This is a genomic window from Pseudonocardia sp. Cha107L01 (assembly GCF_052566575.1).
In genome coordinates this window covers 5,577,494-5,591,498 of record NZ_CP199579.1, presented here as the reverse complement: position 1 = coordinate 5,591,498, position 14,005 = coordinate 5,577,494, and the positions used below count along the sequence as shown (strand labels likewise).

General features: G+C 72.1%; 15 protein-coding genes. 9 read left to right on the top strand and 6 right to left on the bottom strand.

Going from position 1 to position 14,005, the window contains the following annotated elements; genetic code table 11:
- Positions 1–28: 28 nt before the first annotated feature.
- Genes ACTXG6_RS26090 through ACTXG6_RS26080 form a run of 3 tightly spaced genes read right to left on the bottom strand, consistent with a single transcriptional unit; the run spans position 29 to position 3,596 of the window.
- Positions 29–1,141, bottom strand: a complete 1,113-nt coding sequence (locus tag ACTXG6_RS26090) for an acyl-CoA dehydrogenase family protein (protein WP_445190109.1) — start codon at positions 1,139–1,141, stop codon at positions 29–31.
- Between the two features lie 50 nt (positions 1,142–1,191).
- A complete protein-coding gene (locus tag ACTXG6_RS26085) occupies positions 1,192–2,415 on the bottom strand; it encodes an acyl-CoA dehydrogenase family protein (protein WP_445182015.1) in 1,224 nt (407 codons plus the stop codon).
- A complete protein-coding gene (locus tag ACTXG6_RS26080; protein ID WP_445182014.1) occupies positions 2,397–3,596 on the bottom strand; it encodes a cytochrome P450 in 1,200 nt (399 codons plus the stop codon). Before ACTXG6_RS26080 ends, ACTXG6_RS26085 begins: the two co-directional genes overlap by 19 nt.
- Before the next feature lie 143 nt (positions 3,597–3,739).
- Between ACTXG6_RS26080 and ACTXG6_RS26075 the strand changes: the two genes are divergently transcribed.
- Positions 3,740–5,344, top strand: a complete 1,605-nt coding sequence (locus ACTXG6_RS26075; protein ID WP_445182013.1) for an AMP-binding protein — start codon at positions 3,740–3,742, stop codon at positions 5,342–5,344.
- Positions 5,345–5,458: 114 nt separating this feature from the next.
- Here ACTXG6_RS26075 and ACTXG6_RS26070 read toward each other — a convergent pair whose 3' ends face one another.
- A complete protein-coding gene (locus ACTXG6_RS26070; protein ID WP_445182012.1) occupies positions 5,459–5,731 on the bottom strand; it encodes a hypothetical protein in 273 nt (90 codons plus the stop codon).
- Positions 5,731–6,879 carry an amidohydrolase family protein gene (locus ACTXG6_RS26065; protein ID WP_445182011.1) on the bottom strand — a complete coding sequence of 383 codons (1,149 nt, stop codon included), beginning with the start codon at positions 6,877–6,879 and terminating at the stop codon, positions 5,731–5,733. Before ACTXG6_RS26065 ends, ACTXG6_RS26070 begins: the two co-directional genes overlap by 1 nt.
- Before the next feature lie 151 nt (positions 6,880–7,030).
- Here ACTXG6_RS26065 and ACTXG6_RS26060 point away from each other — a divergent pair, with 151 nt between their 5' ends.
- Both ACTXG6_RS26060 and ACTXG6_RS26055 read left to right on the top strand, forming a co-directional pair.
- The gene (locus tag ACTXG6_RS26060) at positions 7,031–7,789 is read left to right on the top strand and encodes a glucose 1-dehydrogenase (RefSeq protein ID WP_445182010.1); all 759 of its coding nucleotides are present in this window, start codon (positions 7,031–7,033) and stop codon (positions 7,787–7,789) included.
- Positions 7,790–7,857: 68 nt separating this feature from the next.
- Positions 7,858–8,613: a FadR/GntR family transcriptional regulator gene (locus tag ACTXG6_RS26055; protein WP_445182009.1), complete on the top strand. Its 756-nt coding sequence runs from the start codon at positions 7,858–7,860 to the stop codon at positions 8,611–8,613.
- A gap of 63 nt (positions 8,614–8,676) precedes the next feature.
- Here ACTXG6_RS26055 and ACTXG6_RS26050 read toward each other — a convergent pair whose 3' ends face one another.
- A complete protein-coding gene (locus ACTXG6_RS26050) occupies positions 8,677–9,891 on the bottom strand; it encodes a phenylacetate--CoA ligase family protein (RefSeq protein WP_445182008.1) in 1,215 nt (404 codons plus the stop codon).
- 113 nt (positions 9,892–10,004) lie between these two features.
- Here ACTXG6_RS26050 and ACTXG6_RS26045 point away from each other — a divergent pair, with 113 nt between their 5' ends.
- From ACTXG6_RS26045 to ACTXG6_RS26020, 6 genes are all read left to right on the top strand, one after another.
- Entirely contained in the window at positions 10,005–10,871 is an 867-nt protein-coding gene (locus ACTXG6_RS26045) for a mycofactocin-coupled SDR family oxidoreductase (protein WP_445182007.1), read from the top strand.
- A gap of 188 nt (positions 10,872–11,059) precedes the next feature.
- Positions 11,060–11,329, top strand: a complete 270-nt coding sequence (locus ACTXG6_RS26040; protein ID WP_445182006.1) for an RGCVC family protein — start codon at positions 11,060–11,062, stop codon at positions 11,327–11,329.
- A gap of 344 nt (positions 11,330–11,673) precedes the next feature.
- Positions 11,674–12,615, top strand: a complete 942-nt coding sequence (locus tag ACTXG6_RS26035) for an acyl-CoA desaturase (RefSeq protein WP_445182005.1) — start codon at positions 11,674–11,676, stop codon at positions 12,613–12,615.
- A gap of 98 nt (positions 12,616–12,713) precedes the next feature.
- Positions 12,714–13,052: a hypothetical protein gene (locus tag ACTXG6_RS26030; RefSeq protein ID WP_445182004.1), complete on the top strand. Its 339-nt coding sequence runs from the start codon at positions 12,714–12,716 to the stop codon at positions 13,050–13,052.
- Between the two features lie 115 nt (positions 13,053–13,167).
- Positions 13,168–13,818 (top strand): HAD family hydrolase, encoded by a 651-nt coding sequence (locus tag ACTXG6_RS26025; RefSeq protein ID WP_445182003.1) that lies wholly within the window; start codon positions 13,168–13,170, stop codon positions 13,816–13,818.
- Positions 13,809–14,003, top strand: a complete 195-nt coding sequence (locus ACTXG6_RS26020; RefSeq protein ID WP_445182002.1) for a ferredoxin — start codon at positions 13,809–13,811, stop codon at positions 14,001–14,003. Before ACTXG6_RS26025 ends, ACTXG6_RS26020 begins: the two co-directional genes overlap by 10 nt.
- The last annotated feature ends 2 nt before the right edge of the window (positions 14,004–14,005 follow it).

Genomic DNA, 14,005 nt, shown 5'->3' with positions numbered 1-14,005 from the left:
CCTCGGGTGCCGAGTGGTCGGGTGCGCGTCAGATTCCGAGCCGCCGGGTGAGCAGCTCGCGGTGGTAACGGGGTGAGCCGAGCAGGATCTCGGTGCTCGTGGCCCTCTTGAAGTACAGGTGCGCGGGGTGCTCCCAGGTGAAGCCGATGCCGCCGTGGACCTGGATGTTCTCGGCGGCGCAGTGGTAGTACGCCTCGGAGCAGTACGCCTTGGCCAGGCTGGCCAGCACACCGATCTCCGCCGACTCGCCGTCGATCGCCCACCCGGCGGCGTAGGCGGCCGACGTCGACGACTCGACCTCGAGCAGCATGTCCGCGCACTTGTGCTTGATCGCCTGGTAGGAGCCGATCGGCCGGCCGAACTGTTCGCGGACCTTGGCGTACTCCACGGCCATCTCGAGCACCCGCCGCGCCCCGCCGGCCTGTTCGGCGGCCAGCGCGGCGGCCCCGACGTCCAGCGCGGCGGCCAGCGGTCCGGCGGCGCCGCCGTCCTCGCCGACCAGGGTGGCGGGGGTGTCGTCCAGGACGAGCCGGGCCTGTCTGCGGGTGGCGTCCAGGGTGGCCATCGCGGTGCGGGTCAGGCCCGGTGCGTCCGGGGCCACCACGAACAGGCCGGGGCCCCGCTCGGTGGTGGCCACCACGAGCAGCAGGTCGGCGACGGTGCCGTCCAGTACGTAGAGCTTCTCCCCGGCCAACCGGTACCCGGAACCATCAGGCGTGGCCACGGTCCGGACGGCGCCGGCCGCCCAGCTGCCGGACTCCTCGGTCACCGCCAGCGTGCCGATCATCGAGCCGTCCGCCAGTCCGGGCAGGTACCGCTGAGCGGCGCCGTCGTCACCGGCGAACAGCAGCGCCGAGGTGGCCAGTACCGCCGAGGACAGGAACGGCGCGCACAGCAGGGCCCGGCCCATCTCCTCGCAGGCGATCTGCAGCTCCACGCAGCCGGAGCCGGCGCCGCCGTAGCGCTCCGGCACGATCAGTCCCTGCAGGCCCAGCTGGTTGGCCATCAGCCGCCAGACCGCCGGGTCGTAGCCGTCCTCGGTCTCCATCAGGCGGCGGACCTCGGGCTCCGGGCTGCGGTCGGCGAGGAACCGGCGCACGGTGGCCCGCAGCTCGTCGCGCTCCGGCCCGAACGCGAACATCTCGGTCAGCTCGGCGGTCTCGGTCGGCACGGTTTGCACGGTCGGCACGGTCACTGTTCCTCCCGGTCGGCCGGCAGGCCGAGCACCTTCTCCGCGATCGTGTTGCGCTGGATCTCCGAGGTGCCGGCGCCGATGGTGGAGGCCCGGGTGCGCAGGAAACCCCGCACCCAGCGCCCGTCGGTGCGCATCCTGGGGTCGGCGGCGTCGAGCTGCCCGTCCGGTCCGAGCAGCTCCAGCGCCAGCTCGTGCAGCCGCTGCTCGAACTCGGCGTGCTGCAGCCGGCTGACCGAGGACACCGGCCCCGGCGGCTGCCCGCTCAGCACCTGGCCGAGCCCGCGCGCGCCGTTCAGCTCCAGCAGCCTGGCCCCGCTGACCAGCCGGGCGACCTGCTGGCGCACCGCCGGTTCGTCGAGCCGGCGCCGGCGGCGGGCCAGCTCGACCAGGTCGCCGACCACCCGCTGGTAGCGCAGCGCGGCGGCGGCCAGCGAGGTCGACCGCTCGTGCCCCAGCGTCACCCGCGCCGAGCTCCAGCCCTGGTCGTGCTCCCCGACCCGGTCGGTGACCGGCACCGCGACCTCGTCGAAGCTGACCTCGGCGAAGTACCGGGCGCCGGTCATGTCCCGCAGCGGCCGCACGGTCACCCCGGACGCGGCCATGTCCAGGATCAGACAGGTGATGCCGCGTGAGCGGGCCGCGAGGGTGCCGGTGCGGGCCAGCAACAGCATCCGGCGGGCGACCGGCGCGTTCGTCGTCCAGATCTTGCGGCCGGTGACCCGGTAGTGGTCGCCGTCCAGGACCGCCCGGGTGCGCAGCGCGGCCAGGTCGGAGCCGGCGTCGGGTTCGGAGAATCCCTGGCACCACAGCTCGTCGGCGCGCAGCATCGGGCGCAGGTAGCGCTCCCGCTGGGCGTCGGTGCCGTCCCGCACGATGGTCGGCCCGACGATGCCCACCGCGTTGGTCGGTGGCACCGGCGCCCGGCCCAGCGCCATCTCCCGGTGGTAGACGGCCTGCAGCGCGGCCGGCAACGCCATGCCACCCCAGCGCCGCGGCCAGCCCGGCGCCACCCAGCCCTCGTCGGTCAGGGTGGCCTGCCAGGCACGCAGGTGCGCCAGCCGTTCCGCTCGGTCCCGGGGCGCCGGCCCGGGCAGCCGGTCGCGCAGGAAACCGCGCAGCTCGGCCCGGAACTCGCCCTCGGTGAGCCCGGACCGGTCCGGCGTCCCGCCCGCCGCAGCACGCGCCGGAGCCGGGCCCTCGGTCAGGCCGGGACGGGCCACACCAGCTCCAGTCGGTCGATGCCCATCGCGCCGCCGGCGTGCACCACGATCTGTTGGTCGGGCGCCGCCGAGTACTCCGGAAGGCGGAGGTGCCACTGCGACACCGCGGTGGTCAGCTCGTCGCGGGCCAGGTGCGAGCCGGCGCAGCGGTGCGGCCCGGCGCCGAAGGCGAGGTGGCGGTTGCCCGGCCGGTCCAGCCGCACCCGCAGTGGGTCGGCGAACTCGTCGGGGTCGTTGCTGGCCAGCGCGGTGGACGCGAGCACCCGCTCACCGGCCTTCATCGACACGCCGGCGAACTCCAGGTCCTCGGTGACCGTGCGCGCCGGGTTGATGAACGCGTGCACCCGCAGCAGCTCCTCCACCGCGCTCGGGACCAGCGCCGGGTCGGCCACGATCTGGCGGCGGTGCTCGGCGTGCTCGGCGAGGTAGCGGAAGCAGAACGACAGGGCCGCGGTGACGGTGTCCAGACCGGCCACGAACAGCATGAACGTCAGGTTCTGCACCTCGTCCCGCTCGATCGGCCGGCCGTCCACCTGGCTCTCCAACAGGGCGGAGACCAGGTCGTCGCGGGGCTCCTCGCCGCGGGCCGCGATCAGCTCCCGCAGGTAGCCGTTGATCTCCAGACCGGCGACCCGGCGGGCCTCCGGGTCGTCCTGCGAGTGCAGCAGCACGTTGTTCCAGCCGACGAACAGGTCGGCCTCGCTCGCCGGCAGACCGAGCATGTTGGTGAAGATCGTGGTGGGGAACGGCTGGGCGAACTCGGCGATGAAGTCGCAGTGCCCCTTCGGTGCCAGCGCGTCGATGAGCTGCGCGCAGGTCGCGCCGATGGCCGCGGTGCGGGCGGTCACCGCCTTGGGCGCGAACATCGGGGCCAGCACGCGGCGGTAGGCGGTGTGGTCGGGCGGGTCCAGCTCCAGGGGCAGCATCCGCTCGCGGCGGCTGACGTGCGCCGGGATGCCGGTCGGCCAGTTGGAGAACTGCTGAGGCCGCTGCAGGACCTCCCGGATGTCGGCCATCCGGGTCAGCACCCAGTAGCCGCCGTGGTGCGGGCTCCAGAACGCGCGGTCGCCCCGGGTCTGTTCGAAGGCCGCGAACGGGTCCTGGGTGAACGCCGCGCCGAAGACGTGGTCGAAGTCCCGAACCAACGCGGGCGGCACGTGGTCGGGCCGGGCCTGCAACATCGCTACCTCCGAACAGTCCCGTTAATTCGTTACAACAATAAACACCTGGAGCACTCCAGGACAACCGGGTCGAGCGCCGATGCCCAAGATTGGTGCATAATTCGCTATCGCTTTGGTCGATATGAGCTTACTGGAGGCCGTCGATGTCCACAGCTCCCCCGGGTCCGCCCGGGCCGCACTGGTTCGGGCTCGGCGACGTGCTGACCGAGCACGCCAGGACCCGGCCGGACGACACCGCCGTGGTGTGCGGAACGCACCGGTCGAGCTGGTCGGAGCTGGACCGCCGCGTCTGCGCGCTCGCCGCCGTGCTGGCCTCGCGGGGCCTGGCGCCCGGCGAGCGGCTGCTCTGGCTCGGGCAGAACTGCCACCGGCTGCTCGAGGCGCTGTTCGCGGCCGCCCGGCTCGGCGCCGTGCTGTGCCCGGTCAACTGGCGCCAGAGCGTCGACGAGCTGCGCTTCGTGCTGACCGACGCGGAGCCGTCGGTGGTGTTGTGGCAGGCGGTGGAGATCGGCGAGGCGGTCGCCGCGGCTCGGGTCGACACCGCTCGGGTCGACACCTCCCGGGTCGACACCACCCGGGTCGACACCGCCCGGGTCGGCACAGTCGGCTCGGCCCACTGGATCCAGCACGACGACCCGGGCCCGGACGGCTACGAGGCACTGCTGGCGGCGGCGCAACCGGTCGCCGCGGCGCCGGTCGACCCCGCCGGGCCGGTGCTGATGCTTTACACGGCGGCGTTCAACGGCCGCCCGAACGGGGCGCTGCTCTCGCAGACCGCGCTGCTCAGCCAGACCACCACGTTGCTGCTGCTCGAGGGGGTCGGCGCGGACGAGGTGTTCCTCAACTCCGGCCCGCTGTTCCACATCGGCACGCTGCGCCGCACGCTCGCGGTGGCGCACGCCGGCGGGCGGAACGTGATGCTGCGCCGGGTCGAGCCCGAGCTGCTCGCCGAGCTGGTCCAGGCGCAGCGGTGCACCAGTGCGTTCCTGCAGCGCCCGACCATGGAGCAGCTGGTGGCCCTCGGCGGCCGGTACGACCTGAGCAGCCTGCGCACCCCACCGGGGCCCCCGGGCTGGGACGAGCTGGTCACCGTGCAGCGCGGTGCCCGGGTGCGCTCGGGCTACGGGCAGACCGAGCTGGCCGGCGTCGTCACGTTCAGCATGCCGGAGCGGCCCACCGTCGGTGGACTGCCCGGGCCGCTGGCCACCGTCGAGGTGCTCGACCCAGCCGGGGTGCCTGTCGGAGTGGGCGAGGTCGGCGAGCTCGCGGTGCGCGGCCCGATGGTGATGAACGGGTACCACCGGCGCCCCGAGCTCACCGCCGCCAAGCGCCGGCACGGTTGGCACCACACCGGTGACCTGGGCCGCCGCGAACCCGACGGCTCCCTCTCGTTCGTCGGACCGCTGCGCAAGATGATCAAGTCGGCGGCCGAGAACGTGTACCCCGCCGAGGTCGAGGCGTCGCTGCGGCGGCACAGCGGCGTGGCCAAGGCGGCGGTCATCGGGCTGCCGGACGCCACCTGGGGCCAGCGGGTGCTCGCCGTGGTGGTCCCCGCGGCCACCACTGCCGACCCGGAGCCGACGACGCTGGCCGAGCAGCTGATCGAGCACTGCCGCCGCGAGCTGGCCGGCTACAAGCGACCTCGGCTGGTGGAGTTCGTCGACGCGCTGCCCACCCGGGACGGAGGTACCGACTACGACGCACTGGACGCCCGCTTCGGCGGCGGCGGCTACCCCGGCACCGGTTGACGTCGCTGTTGCGCCGAGTTCAACCGCACCGGGGTTCGCCGCGCGCTCCAAGGCCGGTGCGGTTGAACTCGGCGAGCCGGCGGCAGCCGTGGGCGCCGGCCAGCCCGAGCTCCATCAGTCCGGCGGGCCGGGGGTGGCCGCCACCTCGGCCGTGGTCCGTACCCGTCCCGGGGTGACCACCGCGGCACCGGATGCCGCCCGGACGCGGGCCCGGCGCAGCAGCTCCAGGCGCCGGTGCGCGGGCGCCAGCAGCGGCGAGTCCTCGGCGAGCGCGGCGATCTCCCTGCCGACCGCGTCGATCTCCACGTCCAGTCGCTCGGTCGCCTCGGACACGGTCAGCAGGTCGAGGTCGGACCAGTCGTCCGCGGTCGGGTCCGGCGTGGGCATCAGACGCGCGGGAAGGAGAACAGCTCGCGGCTGTTCCATTCGACGATCCGGTGCACCTCGTCGTCCGGCACCTCGGCGAACACCTCGACGGCCCGCTTGCGGCTGTTCGGCCAGTTCGAGTCCGAGTGCGGGTAGTCGCACTCCCAGGTGATCCGGTCCACGCCGATCACGTCCCGGCTGCGCAGGCCGTGCACGTCGTCGATGAAGCAGCCCCAGATGTTGCGCCGGAAGATGTCCGAGGGCTTCATGTCCTGGTTGACGTTCTGGTAGTAGCGGTGCCGGTCCCACACGTAGTCGGCGCGCTCCAGCAGGTACGGAACCCAGCCGACGCCGCCCTCCGCCAGCGCGACCTTCAGCCCCGGGTGGCGGTGGAAGACCGGGGAGAACATCAGGTCGGCGGCCGCGAACATCGAGTTGCAGCCGAACAGCGTGATGGTCACCGCGAACGGGGCGTCCGGCGCGGTGGTCGGCGCCTGCCCGGACGTGCCGAAGTGCATGCACAACGGGATGCCGGCCTCTTCGGCGGCGGCGAACAGCGGGTCCCAGTGGTCGGTGTGGAACGAGGGCAGCCCCAGCGGCACCGGGTTCTCCGAGAACGTGATGGCCTTGGCGCCCTTGGCCACCGTGCGGTGCAGCTCGGCCACACAGGCCTGCACGTCCCACAGCGGCAGCATGACCACCGGGATGAACCGCTCCGGGGCCGCCGCGCACCACTCGTCGATCATGAAGTCGTTGAACGCCCGCACGCAGAGCGCACCGAGCTCGCGGTCCTTGCCCTGCAGGAACACCTTGCCGGCGAAGCCCGGGAAGGACGGGTAGCAGATCGCCGCCTGAACCCCGTCCAGGTCCATGTCGATGACCCTGGCCTCCGGGTCGTAACAGCCGGGCAGCATGTCGGAGTAGCGCAGCGGCTCGGTGCCGAACTCCTCCGGGCGCTTGCCGGCGACCGCGTTGAGCCCGATCTGCGGGTATCGGCGGCCCTCGTAGTACCAGACGTGAGCGGGCGGGCCGCCGCCCTCGACCTCCTCCTCGACGATCTTCGGGCCGTCCGCCAGGTAGCGCGCCGGCAGCCGGTCCTGCCAGACGTGCGGGGGCTCGACCAGGTGGTCGTCGACGGAGATCAGCTGCATGTGGTCCTGGAGCGGCATCGGGATGCACCTCGGATCGGGATGGTCGGATCTGGGTAACCGGAGCTGGTTGGTCGGAGCTGGTTGTTCGGGTAGCACCTATAATCACTCTAACTTAGAACGAATTATTCGGATACGATCTCCCCCAACCAACTGAGCCGAGGAGACGCCCGTGTCGCTGCTGGGGAACAAGGTCGCGCTGGTCACCGGCGCCGGGACGGGCATCGGGCGGGCCTCCGCGCTCGCCTTTGCCGCCGCCGGCGCCCGGGTGGTGGTCTCCGACATCGACTCCGGCGGCGGCAAGGCGACCGTCGAGGCGATCCTGGACGCGGGCGGCGAGGCCAGCTTCCAGCAGGCCGACGTGTCCGACTCCGCGCAGGTTCAGGCGCTGGTGGCCTATGCCGTGCAGACCTACGGCGGCCTGCACTGCGCGCACAACAACGCCGGCGTGCTCGGCGCGTCGGCCAAGCTGGTGGACGTCGAGGAAGCCGACTTCGCGCGGGTGATCGCGATCAACCTGACCGCGGTATTCAGCTGCATGAAACACGAGATCCCCGCGATGCTGGCCTCCGGCGGCGGCGCCATCGTCAACACCGCGTCGTACTCCGGGCTGGTCGCGGTACCGTTCGCCGCCGCCTACGTGGCGTCCAAGCACGGCGTCGTCGGGCTCACCAAGGCCGCGGCCGTCGAGTACGGTCGCAAAGGCGTCCGAGTCAACGCGGTATGCCCCGGAACCACCAGGACACAGATGAACATCGAGCGGGCCGAGTCGAGCCCGGTCATGGCCAAGGCGATGACCGACGTCACGCCGATGCGCCGCCTCGCCGAGCCGACCGAGATCGCCGATTCGGTGGTGTGGCTGTGTTCTGATGCGGCATCGTTCGTCAACGGCCACGCGCTGCCGGTCGACGGCGGCGCTGTCGCCCAGTAGCACCGCCCAGTAGCACCGCCCAGTAGCACCGCCCAGTAGCACGAGCAGCAGGAACAGAAGGCACCCGCATGGTCACCAAGCTCGAGGCGGTCCAGCTGCCCAAGGCCGCCGAGATCGTCGCCAGGACGCTGCGGCGCAAGATCGTCACGCACGAGCTGCAGGCGGACGACCCGCTGCCGCCCGAGGACCAGCTGATGGCGGAGATGGCGGTGGCCCGCACGACGGTCCGGGAGGCGCTGCGCATCCTGGAGTCCGAGGGGCTGATCGTGGTCCGCCGCGGCGCCGGTGGCGGTGCCCGGATCAGGACGCCCGCCGTGCCGATGGTCGCCCGCTACATCGGGCTGCTGCTGCAGTACGAGGGCGCCACCGTGCAGGACGTGCACCAGGCCAGGGTCATGCTGGAGGCGCCGGCCGCCGCGCTGCTCGCCGAGCGCGCCACCCCGGAGATCGTGTCCCGGCTGCGCGAGGCGCTGGCCGCGGAGGACGACGCGGCGGACAACCCACCGCGGCTGGCCCGGGCGCACGGGCGGTTCCACCAGCTCGTCGTCCAGCTCACCGGCTGCCACACCTACGAGGCGCTGAGCTCGGTGGCGAACCGGATCATCCAGGTCCAGGCCGACCGGTTCGTCGCGGCGCACGGCGGCGAGGGCGAGACCCAGGAGCGGATGGCCGAGGCGCACCGCGCGCACTCGCGGCTGGTCGACCTGGTGGCGGCCGGCGCGGCCCAGGACGCGGAGGACCTCTGGCGGCGTCACCTGGAGGCCGGTGACGCGCACCTGATGTCCTCACCCGGAGCCGGCTCGGTGCTCGACCTGCTCGAGTAGGCCCCACCCCACCCACCCACACCCGCGAGTCGGGGTTTCTGTCAGGGCGAGTCGGGGTTTTCGTCAGGAGCCGGCGGGCACCACCCGCTGAGCCTTGTAGGCGGCCCGGGGCAGCTCACCGGTGCCGACCCAGGTGACGTCGACCGGCACCCCCACTGCCTCGGTCAGCGCGTCCTCGACGGCGGTGTCCCTGGCGCCCTCCACCCGGATGGCGAGCCGGTCGGCGGGGCGCTCCGGTCGGATGATCACGTACTCGGCGGCCGGGTCGAGGTGGCGCCAGACGTCGATGGGCAGCACCTGGCGGCCGGCGACCTCGACGATGTCCTTGGCCCGGCCCTCCCAGAAGCCCCGCCGGGTGGTCTCCCCGCACGGGCACGGGCTGGCGTCGATGCGCACCACGTCCTCGAGGTCGTAGCGCAGCATCGGGTTGTCCCGGCCCAGCGAGGTGACCACGAGCTGCCCGCGCTGCCCGTCCGGCACCGGTTCGCCGGTCACCGGGTCCACCGCCTCCACCAGCGCGTAGTCCTCGGCCAGGTGCGAGCCGTCGGACCGGCCGCACGAGGATCCCAGGTACGCCACGCACTCCATCCCCGCGCTGATCTTCGTGTACTGGGTCAGCGGGCCGATCTCCTCCGGCTCCGGCAGCCCGTCGAAGCCGATCCGGGCCGCCGCCTCGCGCAGCCGGAGCAACGCAGAGGGGAACAGCTGCCAGCGGTCGATCGGCAGCTCGGCGATCGAGCGCAGCGCCCGCTCCGCCGCGTCCACCGAGTCCGGCGGCCCGATCGAGACCAGCAGGCAGCCCAGGTGCTCGTACGCCGCCTGCTGCAGACCCTGGCCGCCGTTGAGGTAGCCGGGGTGGGCACTGACCACGACCATGCCGGGGCGGATGCCGTGCCGGTAGTGGTTGCGCGCCGACAGCTCGCACTCCACGCCGAGGTCGCGGCGGGTCCAGATCATCGCGGTCGGCCGCCCGGTGGTGCCGGTGGACATCGCGATGCGCACGGCCCGGTCCAGCCCGTGCGGGCGGTAGTCACCGATCGGCGGGGTGCGCTGCTCGCTCTCCCGGATGTCGGCCTTGCTGAACCGGGGCAGCAGCGCGACGTCGGCCGGTTCCCGGATATCGTCGGGGCGCACCCCGGCGGCGGCGAGGCGGTCGGCGAAGAACGGCGCCCGCGCGGCCTGCGCGACCGCCTCCCGCAGCCGTTCGGTCTGGAGCTTCGCCAGGGTGTCCGGCGGCAGGGTCTGCGCTTCGACGTTCCAGTACGGCTGCTCCGTCATGGGGCTCCTCGGGTCGGGCACCGGGGCGGCAATATAGGGTTAAGTTATACCGCATTGTGGCGGCTGGTCGAGTACGCGGGGAGGTCCGACATGGGCACTGGGAGAGCGGCACTGTGAGCGGCACAGGCGGCGGCCGGGTGGCGGGCAAGGTCGTCCTGATCACCGGGGCGGCCCGGGGTCAGGGGCGCAGCCACGCGGTGCGCCTGGCCGCCGAGGGCGCCGACATCGTGGCCATCGACCTGTGCGCGGACATCGAGTCGGTGCCTTACCCGCTGGGTACCGAGGCCGACCTCGCGGAGACCGCCCGGCTCGTTGAAGCGCTGGACCGCCGCATCCTCACCGTGCGCGCCGACGTGCGCGAACCGTCGCAGGTCCGGGCGGCGGTGGGGCGGGGGCTGGACGAGTTCGGCCACCTCGACGTGGTGGTCGCGCAGGCCGGGATCGCCCCGGTCGGCACCGGGCAGCCGCTGCAGTCGCTGCTGGACACCGTGGACGTGAACCTGGGTGGGGTGCTCAACACGCTGCACGCGACCATCCCGCACCTGGCCAGCGGGGCCTCGGTGATCGCGACCGGCTCGCTGTCCGCGCTGCGTCCCCGGTCCTCGTCCGGCTCGGGCGGCCCGGGCGCGGTCGGCTACAAGTTCGCCAAGCAGTCGCTGGCGCACTACGTGCACGAGCTGGCGACCGTGCTCGCCCCGCGGCGGATCCGGGTGAACGCGATCCACCCGACCAACACGGACACCGAGATGCTGCACAACGCGGGGATGTACCGGCTGTTCCGCCCCGACCTCGACGAGCCGACCCGCGAGCAGGCCGAGGCCGGCTTCCCCGCGATGAACGCCATGCCGGTCCCCTACGTGCAGCCCGAGGACGTCAGCCACGCGGTGGTCTACCTGGCGTCGGAGGAGTCCCGCTTCGTCACCGGCATGCAGCTGCGGGTGGACGCCGGCGGCTATCTGAAGGTGCACGAGTACCGGTGAGCGGGACTGGCTCGGCATCGTGCGGTGAGGGTCGGGAAACGTTCACCGGTCTCCCTACTGCCACAGCTGTAGCTTCTGGGGTTGGCCGCGTAGGCTGCGGAGGCCTGGTCCGACAGCATTTCTCCGACGTGCCGCGCCAGGAGTTCCACGTCCTCGCCGGTTGCGCCGGCGAAGTCAGGACGCATGACATGACAACTGAGTTCGACAACCAATCCGCCGGTTCCGAGCCGGCCGACGGCGACACTCTGGTGGAGGTCTGCCCGGCCTGCGCGCACGACGTCTCAGTGCACGACGCGACCGCGATCCGGTACTGCCGGGCGAGTCAGGACCGTGGCCTGGACCGGGGCTGCATGTGCCCCGCGGGCAGCGCCGCCAAGGCCGCTCAAGCGCGCACAGTCAGTGCGCCGGGCGGAGCCGGAACGCCGATGTACGGGCGGGGCCGATTCAGCGGCAAGTGAGCTCCCCAGCCCGGTCCCGCGCCCACCGCGACTTGGCTGTGCCCGGGGGGTCACGCGCACACACCCGCCACACAGCCAGCCCGGATACCATCCAACTCGATGCGGAACGACGGCTGCTCAGCGGGAATGACTGGGAAACGGTGACCGCGCCTCAGCCGTCTGCCTCGGGACATCTCATGGCCAACACCCGACCTGTTCGAACTCGACCGGGCGCATCCGCCGGTGAGCGCACCACTGTGCCCCCTGCTGTGCCCCCTGCTGTGCCCCCTGCTGTGCCCACTGCCGTGCCCGTTGCCGCGGCGTTGCGGCGGACCGATCGACCAGACCGAGGAGAGACCAGGACGATGACTTCCCAGGCCGCGACCGAGCCCGTGACCGGCGCCAAACCGGTCCTCGACGGGAACCGACCGAGAGCCGAGCGGCTCATCGTGGGCATCTTCACGATGGTCCCGATGGCCGCGCTCATCGCCGCCGTCCCACTGACCTGGGGCTGGGGGCTGACCTGGACCGACGTCGGCCTTGCCGTCGGCTTCTACTACCTGTCCGGCTTCGGGGTGACGGTCGGGTACCACCGCTACTTCACCCACCGCGGCTTCAAGGCCAACCGGGCACTGCGCAACGCGCTGGCGATCACCGGCAGCATGGCACTGCAGGGTGACGTGATCACCTGGGTCGCCGACCACCGCCGCCACCACGCGTTCTCCGACAAGGAGGGCGACCCGCACTCCCCGTGGCTCTACGGCACCACGACGGCCGCACTGGCCAAGGGTTTCTGGCATGCCCACATGGGCTGGCTGTTCGGCCCGGAACGGACCAACGCCGCCCGGTTCACCCCGGATCTGCTTGCCGACCGTGACATCGTCCGCATCAGCCGGCAGTTCGCGCTGTGGACCGCGGTCAGCCTGCTCGCCCCGGCCCTGCTCGGCGGGCTGATCAGCATGTCGTGGTGGGGCGCACTCACCGCGTTCTTCTGGGCCGGGTTGGTCCGCGCGGCGGTGCTGCACCACGTCACCTGGTCGATCAACTCGATCTGCCACATGATCGGGAAGCGGCCCTTCGAGGCCCGCGACAAGGCCACCAACGTCTGGCCGCTGGCCATCCTGTCGATGGGTGAGTCGTGGCACAACCTGCACCACGCCGACCCCACCTGCGCCCGGCACGGCGTCAAACGCGGGCAGGTCGACATGACCGCCCGGGTCATCTGGGCGTTGGAGAAGCTGGGCTGGGCCTACGACGTCCGCTGGCCGACCAGCAACCGGCTGGCCCAGCTCACCCGGCCGTCCTGACCGTCCCGATGGCCGCCCGCCGGGCCTGGTGACGCTCGTCCCAGGTCCGGTCAGGCGGATCCGGGGTGGCGCTCGCGTAGTGTGGAAGAAGCCCTGCGGTGGACCTCGGGGAATACCCGCTAGACCATTGCTGGGATGTGGCTGTGACTTCTGCACGGATCGACGCTGCACGGATCGACGCTGCACGGATCGACGAGAACAGGCCGACCGGGATCAACAGCGCCTCGCCGGAGCGCGCCGTCCAACTGCCGATCGAGCTGGCGCCGGCGATGCAGCGCCTGCTGATGAACTGGTGCCGGGATACCGCCCACCGCCTGCAGGTACGCGGTATCGCCCGCGGCGACGTGATCGAAGCCCTGCTGGAGCACCTGGTGTCCGACGAGCGCGCCGCCTCGGCCGTGCGTGAACGGCTCGCCCGCCAGCTGGCGACCTCGTAGTCCCTAACTCCGCGCCACCCCGACGCGTACTAGCTTGTGGCTAAATTATACGGTACATATTAAGTCGATTTATTCGCCGTGCCGATTTTTCGCCGTGACCGCGGGAGTTGATGCCATGTCCGACCCGACCCTCCCGGTCACGGCGGTGGCCTTCGACTTCGGCGGAGTACTGACCTACAGCGCGTTCGGCGGCCTGCGCGACTACGAGCGCGAGCTCGGACTGCCGACGGACACCCTGGTGCGCGAGTTCCGCGACGGCGCCGAGATGGCCCGCCTCGAGGTCGGCGAGACCACCGCCCGCGACTTCTTCAAGCACGTCTGCGTCACCACCGAGCGGGCACACGGACAGCGGCTGGACATCCGGCGGCTGGCGGCCGCGGCGGGCGAGGGCGAGCGGCTGAACCCCGCCATGCTGGCGCTGGTCGAACAGGTCCGCCGGTACTGCCCCACCGCGCTGGTCACCAACAACGTGGCGGCGGCCGGCTGGCGAGGCACGTTCCCGTTCGAGCTGTTCAGCGTGGTGATCGACTCCAGCGACGTCGGCGTGCGCAAGCCCGACCCGGCGATCTACCTCGAACTGCTGCGCCGGGTGGACCGCCGCCCTGAGCAGGTCGCGTTCGTCGACGACCTGCCGCGCAACGTCGACGCGGCGGCGGCGCTGGGTATCGCGCCGATCCTGTTCACCGACGAGGACGCCTGCCGCGCCGAGCTGGTCCGCCTCGGTGCGCTGCCGACCCATGACCAACAGGGGCAACCATGCGCGTGAAGATCAACCGCAAGGTCTGCCAGGGCAACGGCCGCTGCGCCGCCGTCGCGCCGGAGATCTACCACCTCGACGACCTCGGCTACAACGTCGCCGGCGAGTTCACCATCACCGACGAGGAGGGCGAAGCCGCGTTCCGGGGCGCCGGGGAGTGCCCGGAGCGGGCCATCACGGTCTTCTTCACCTGACA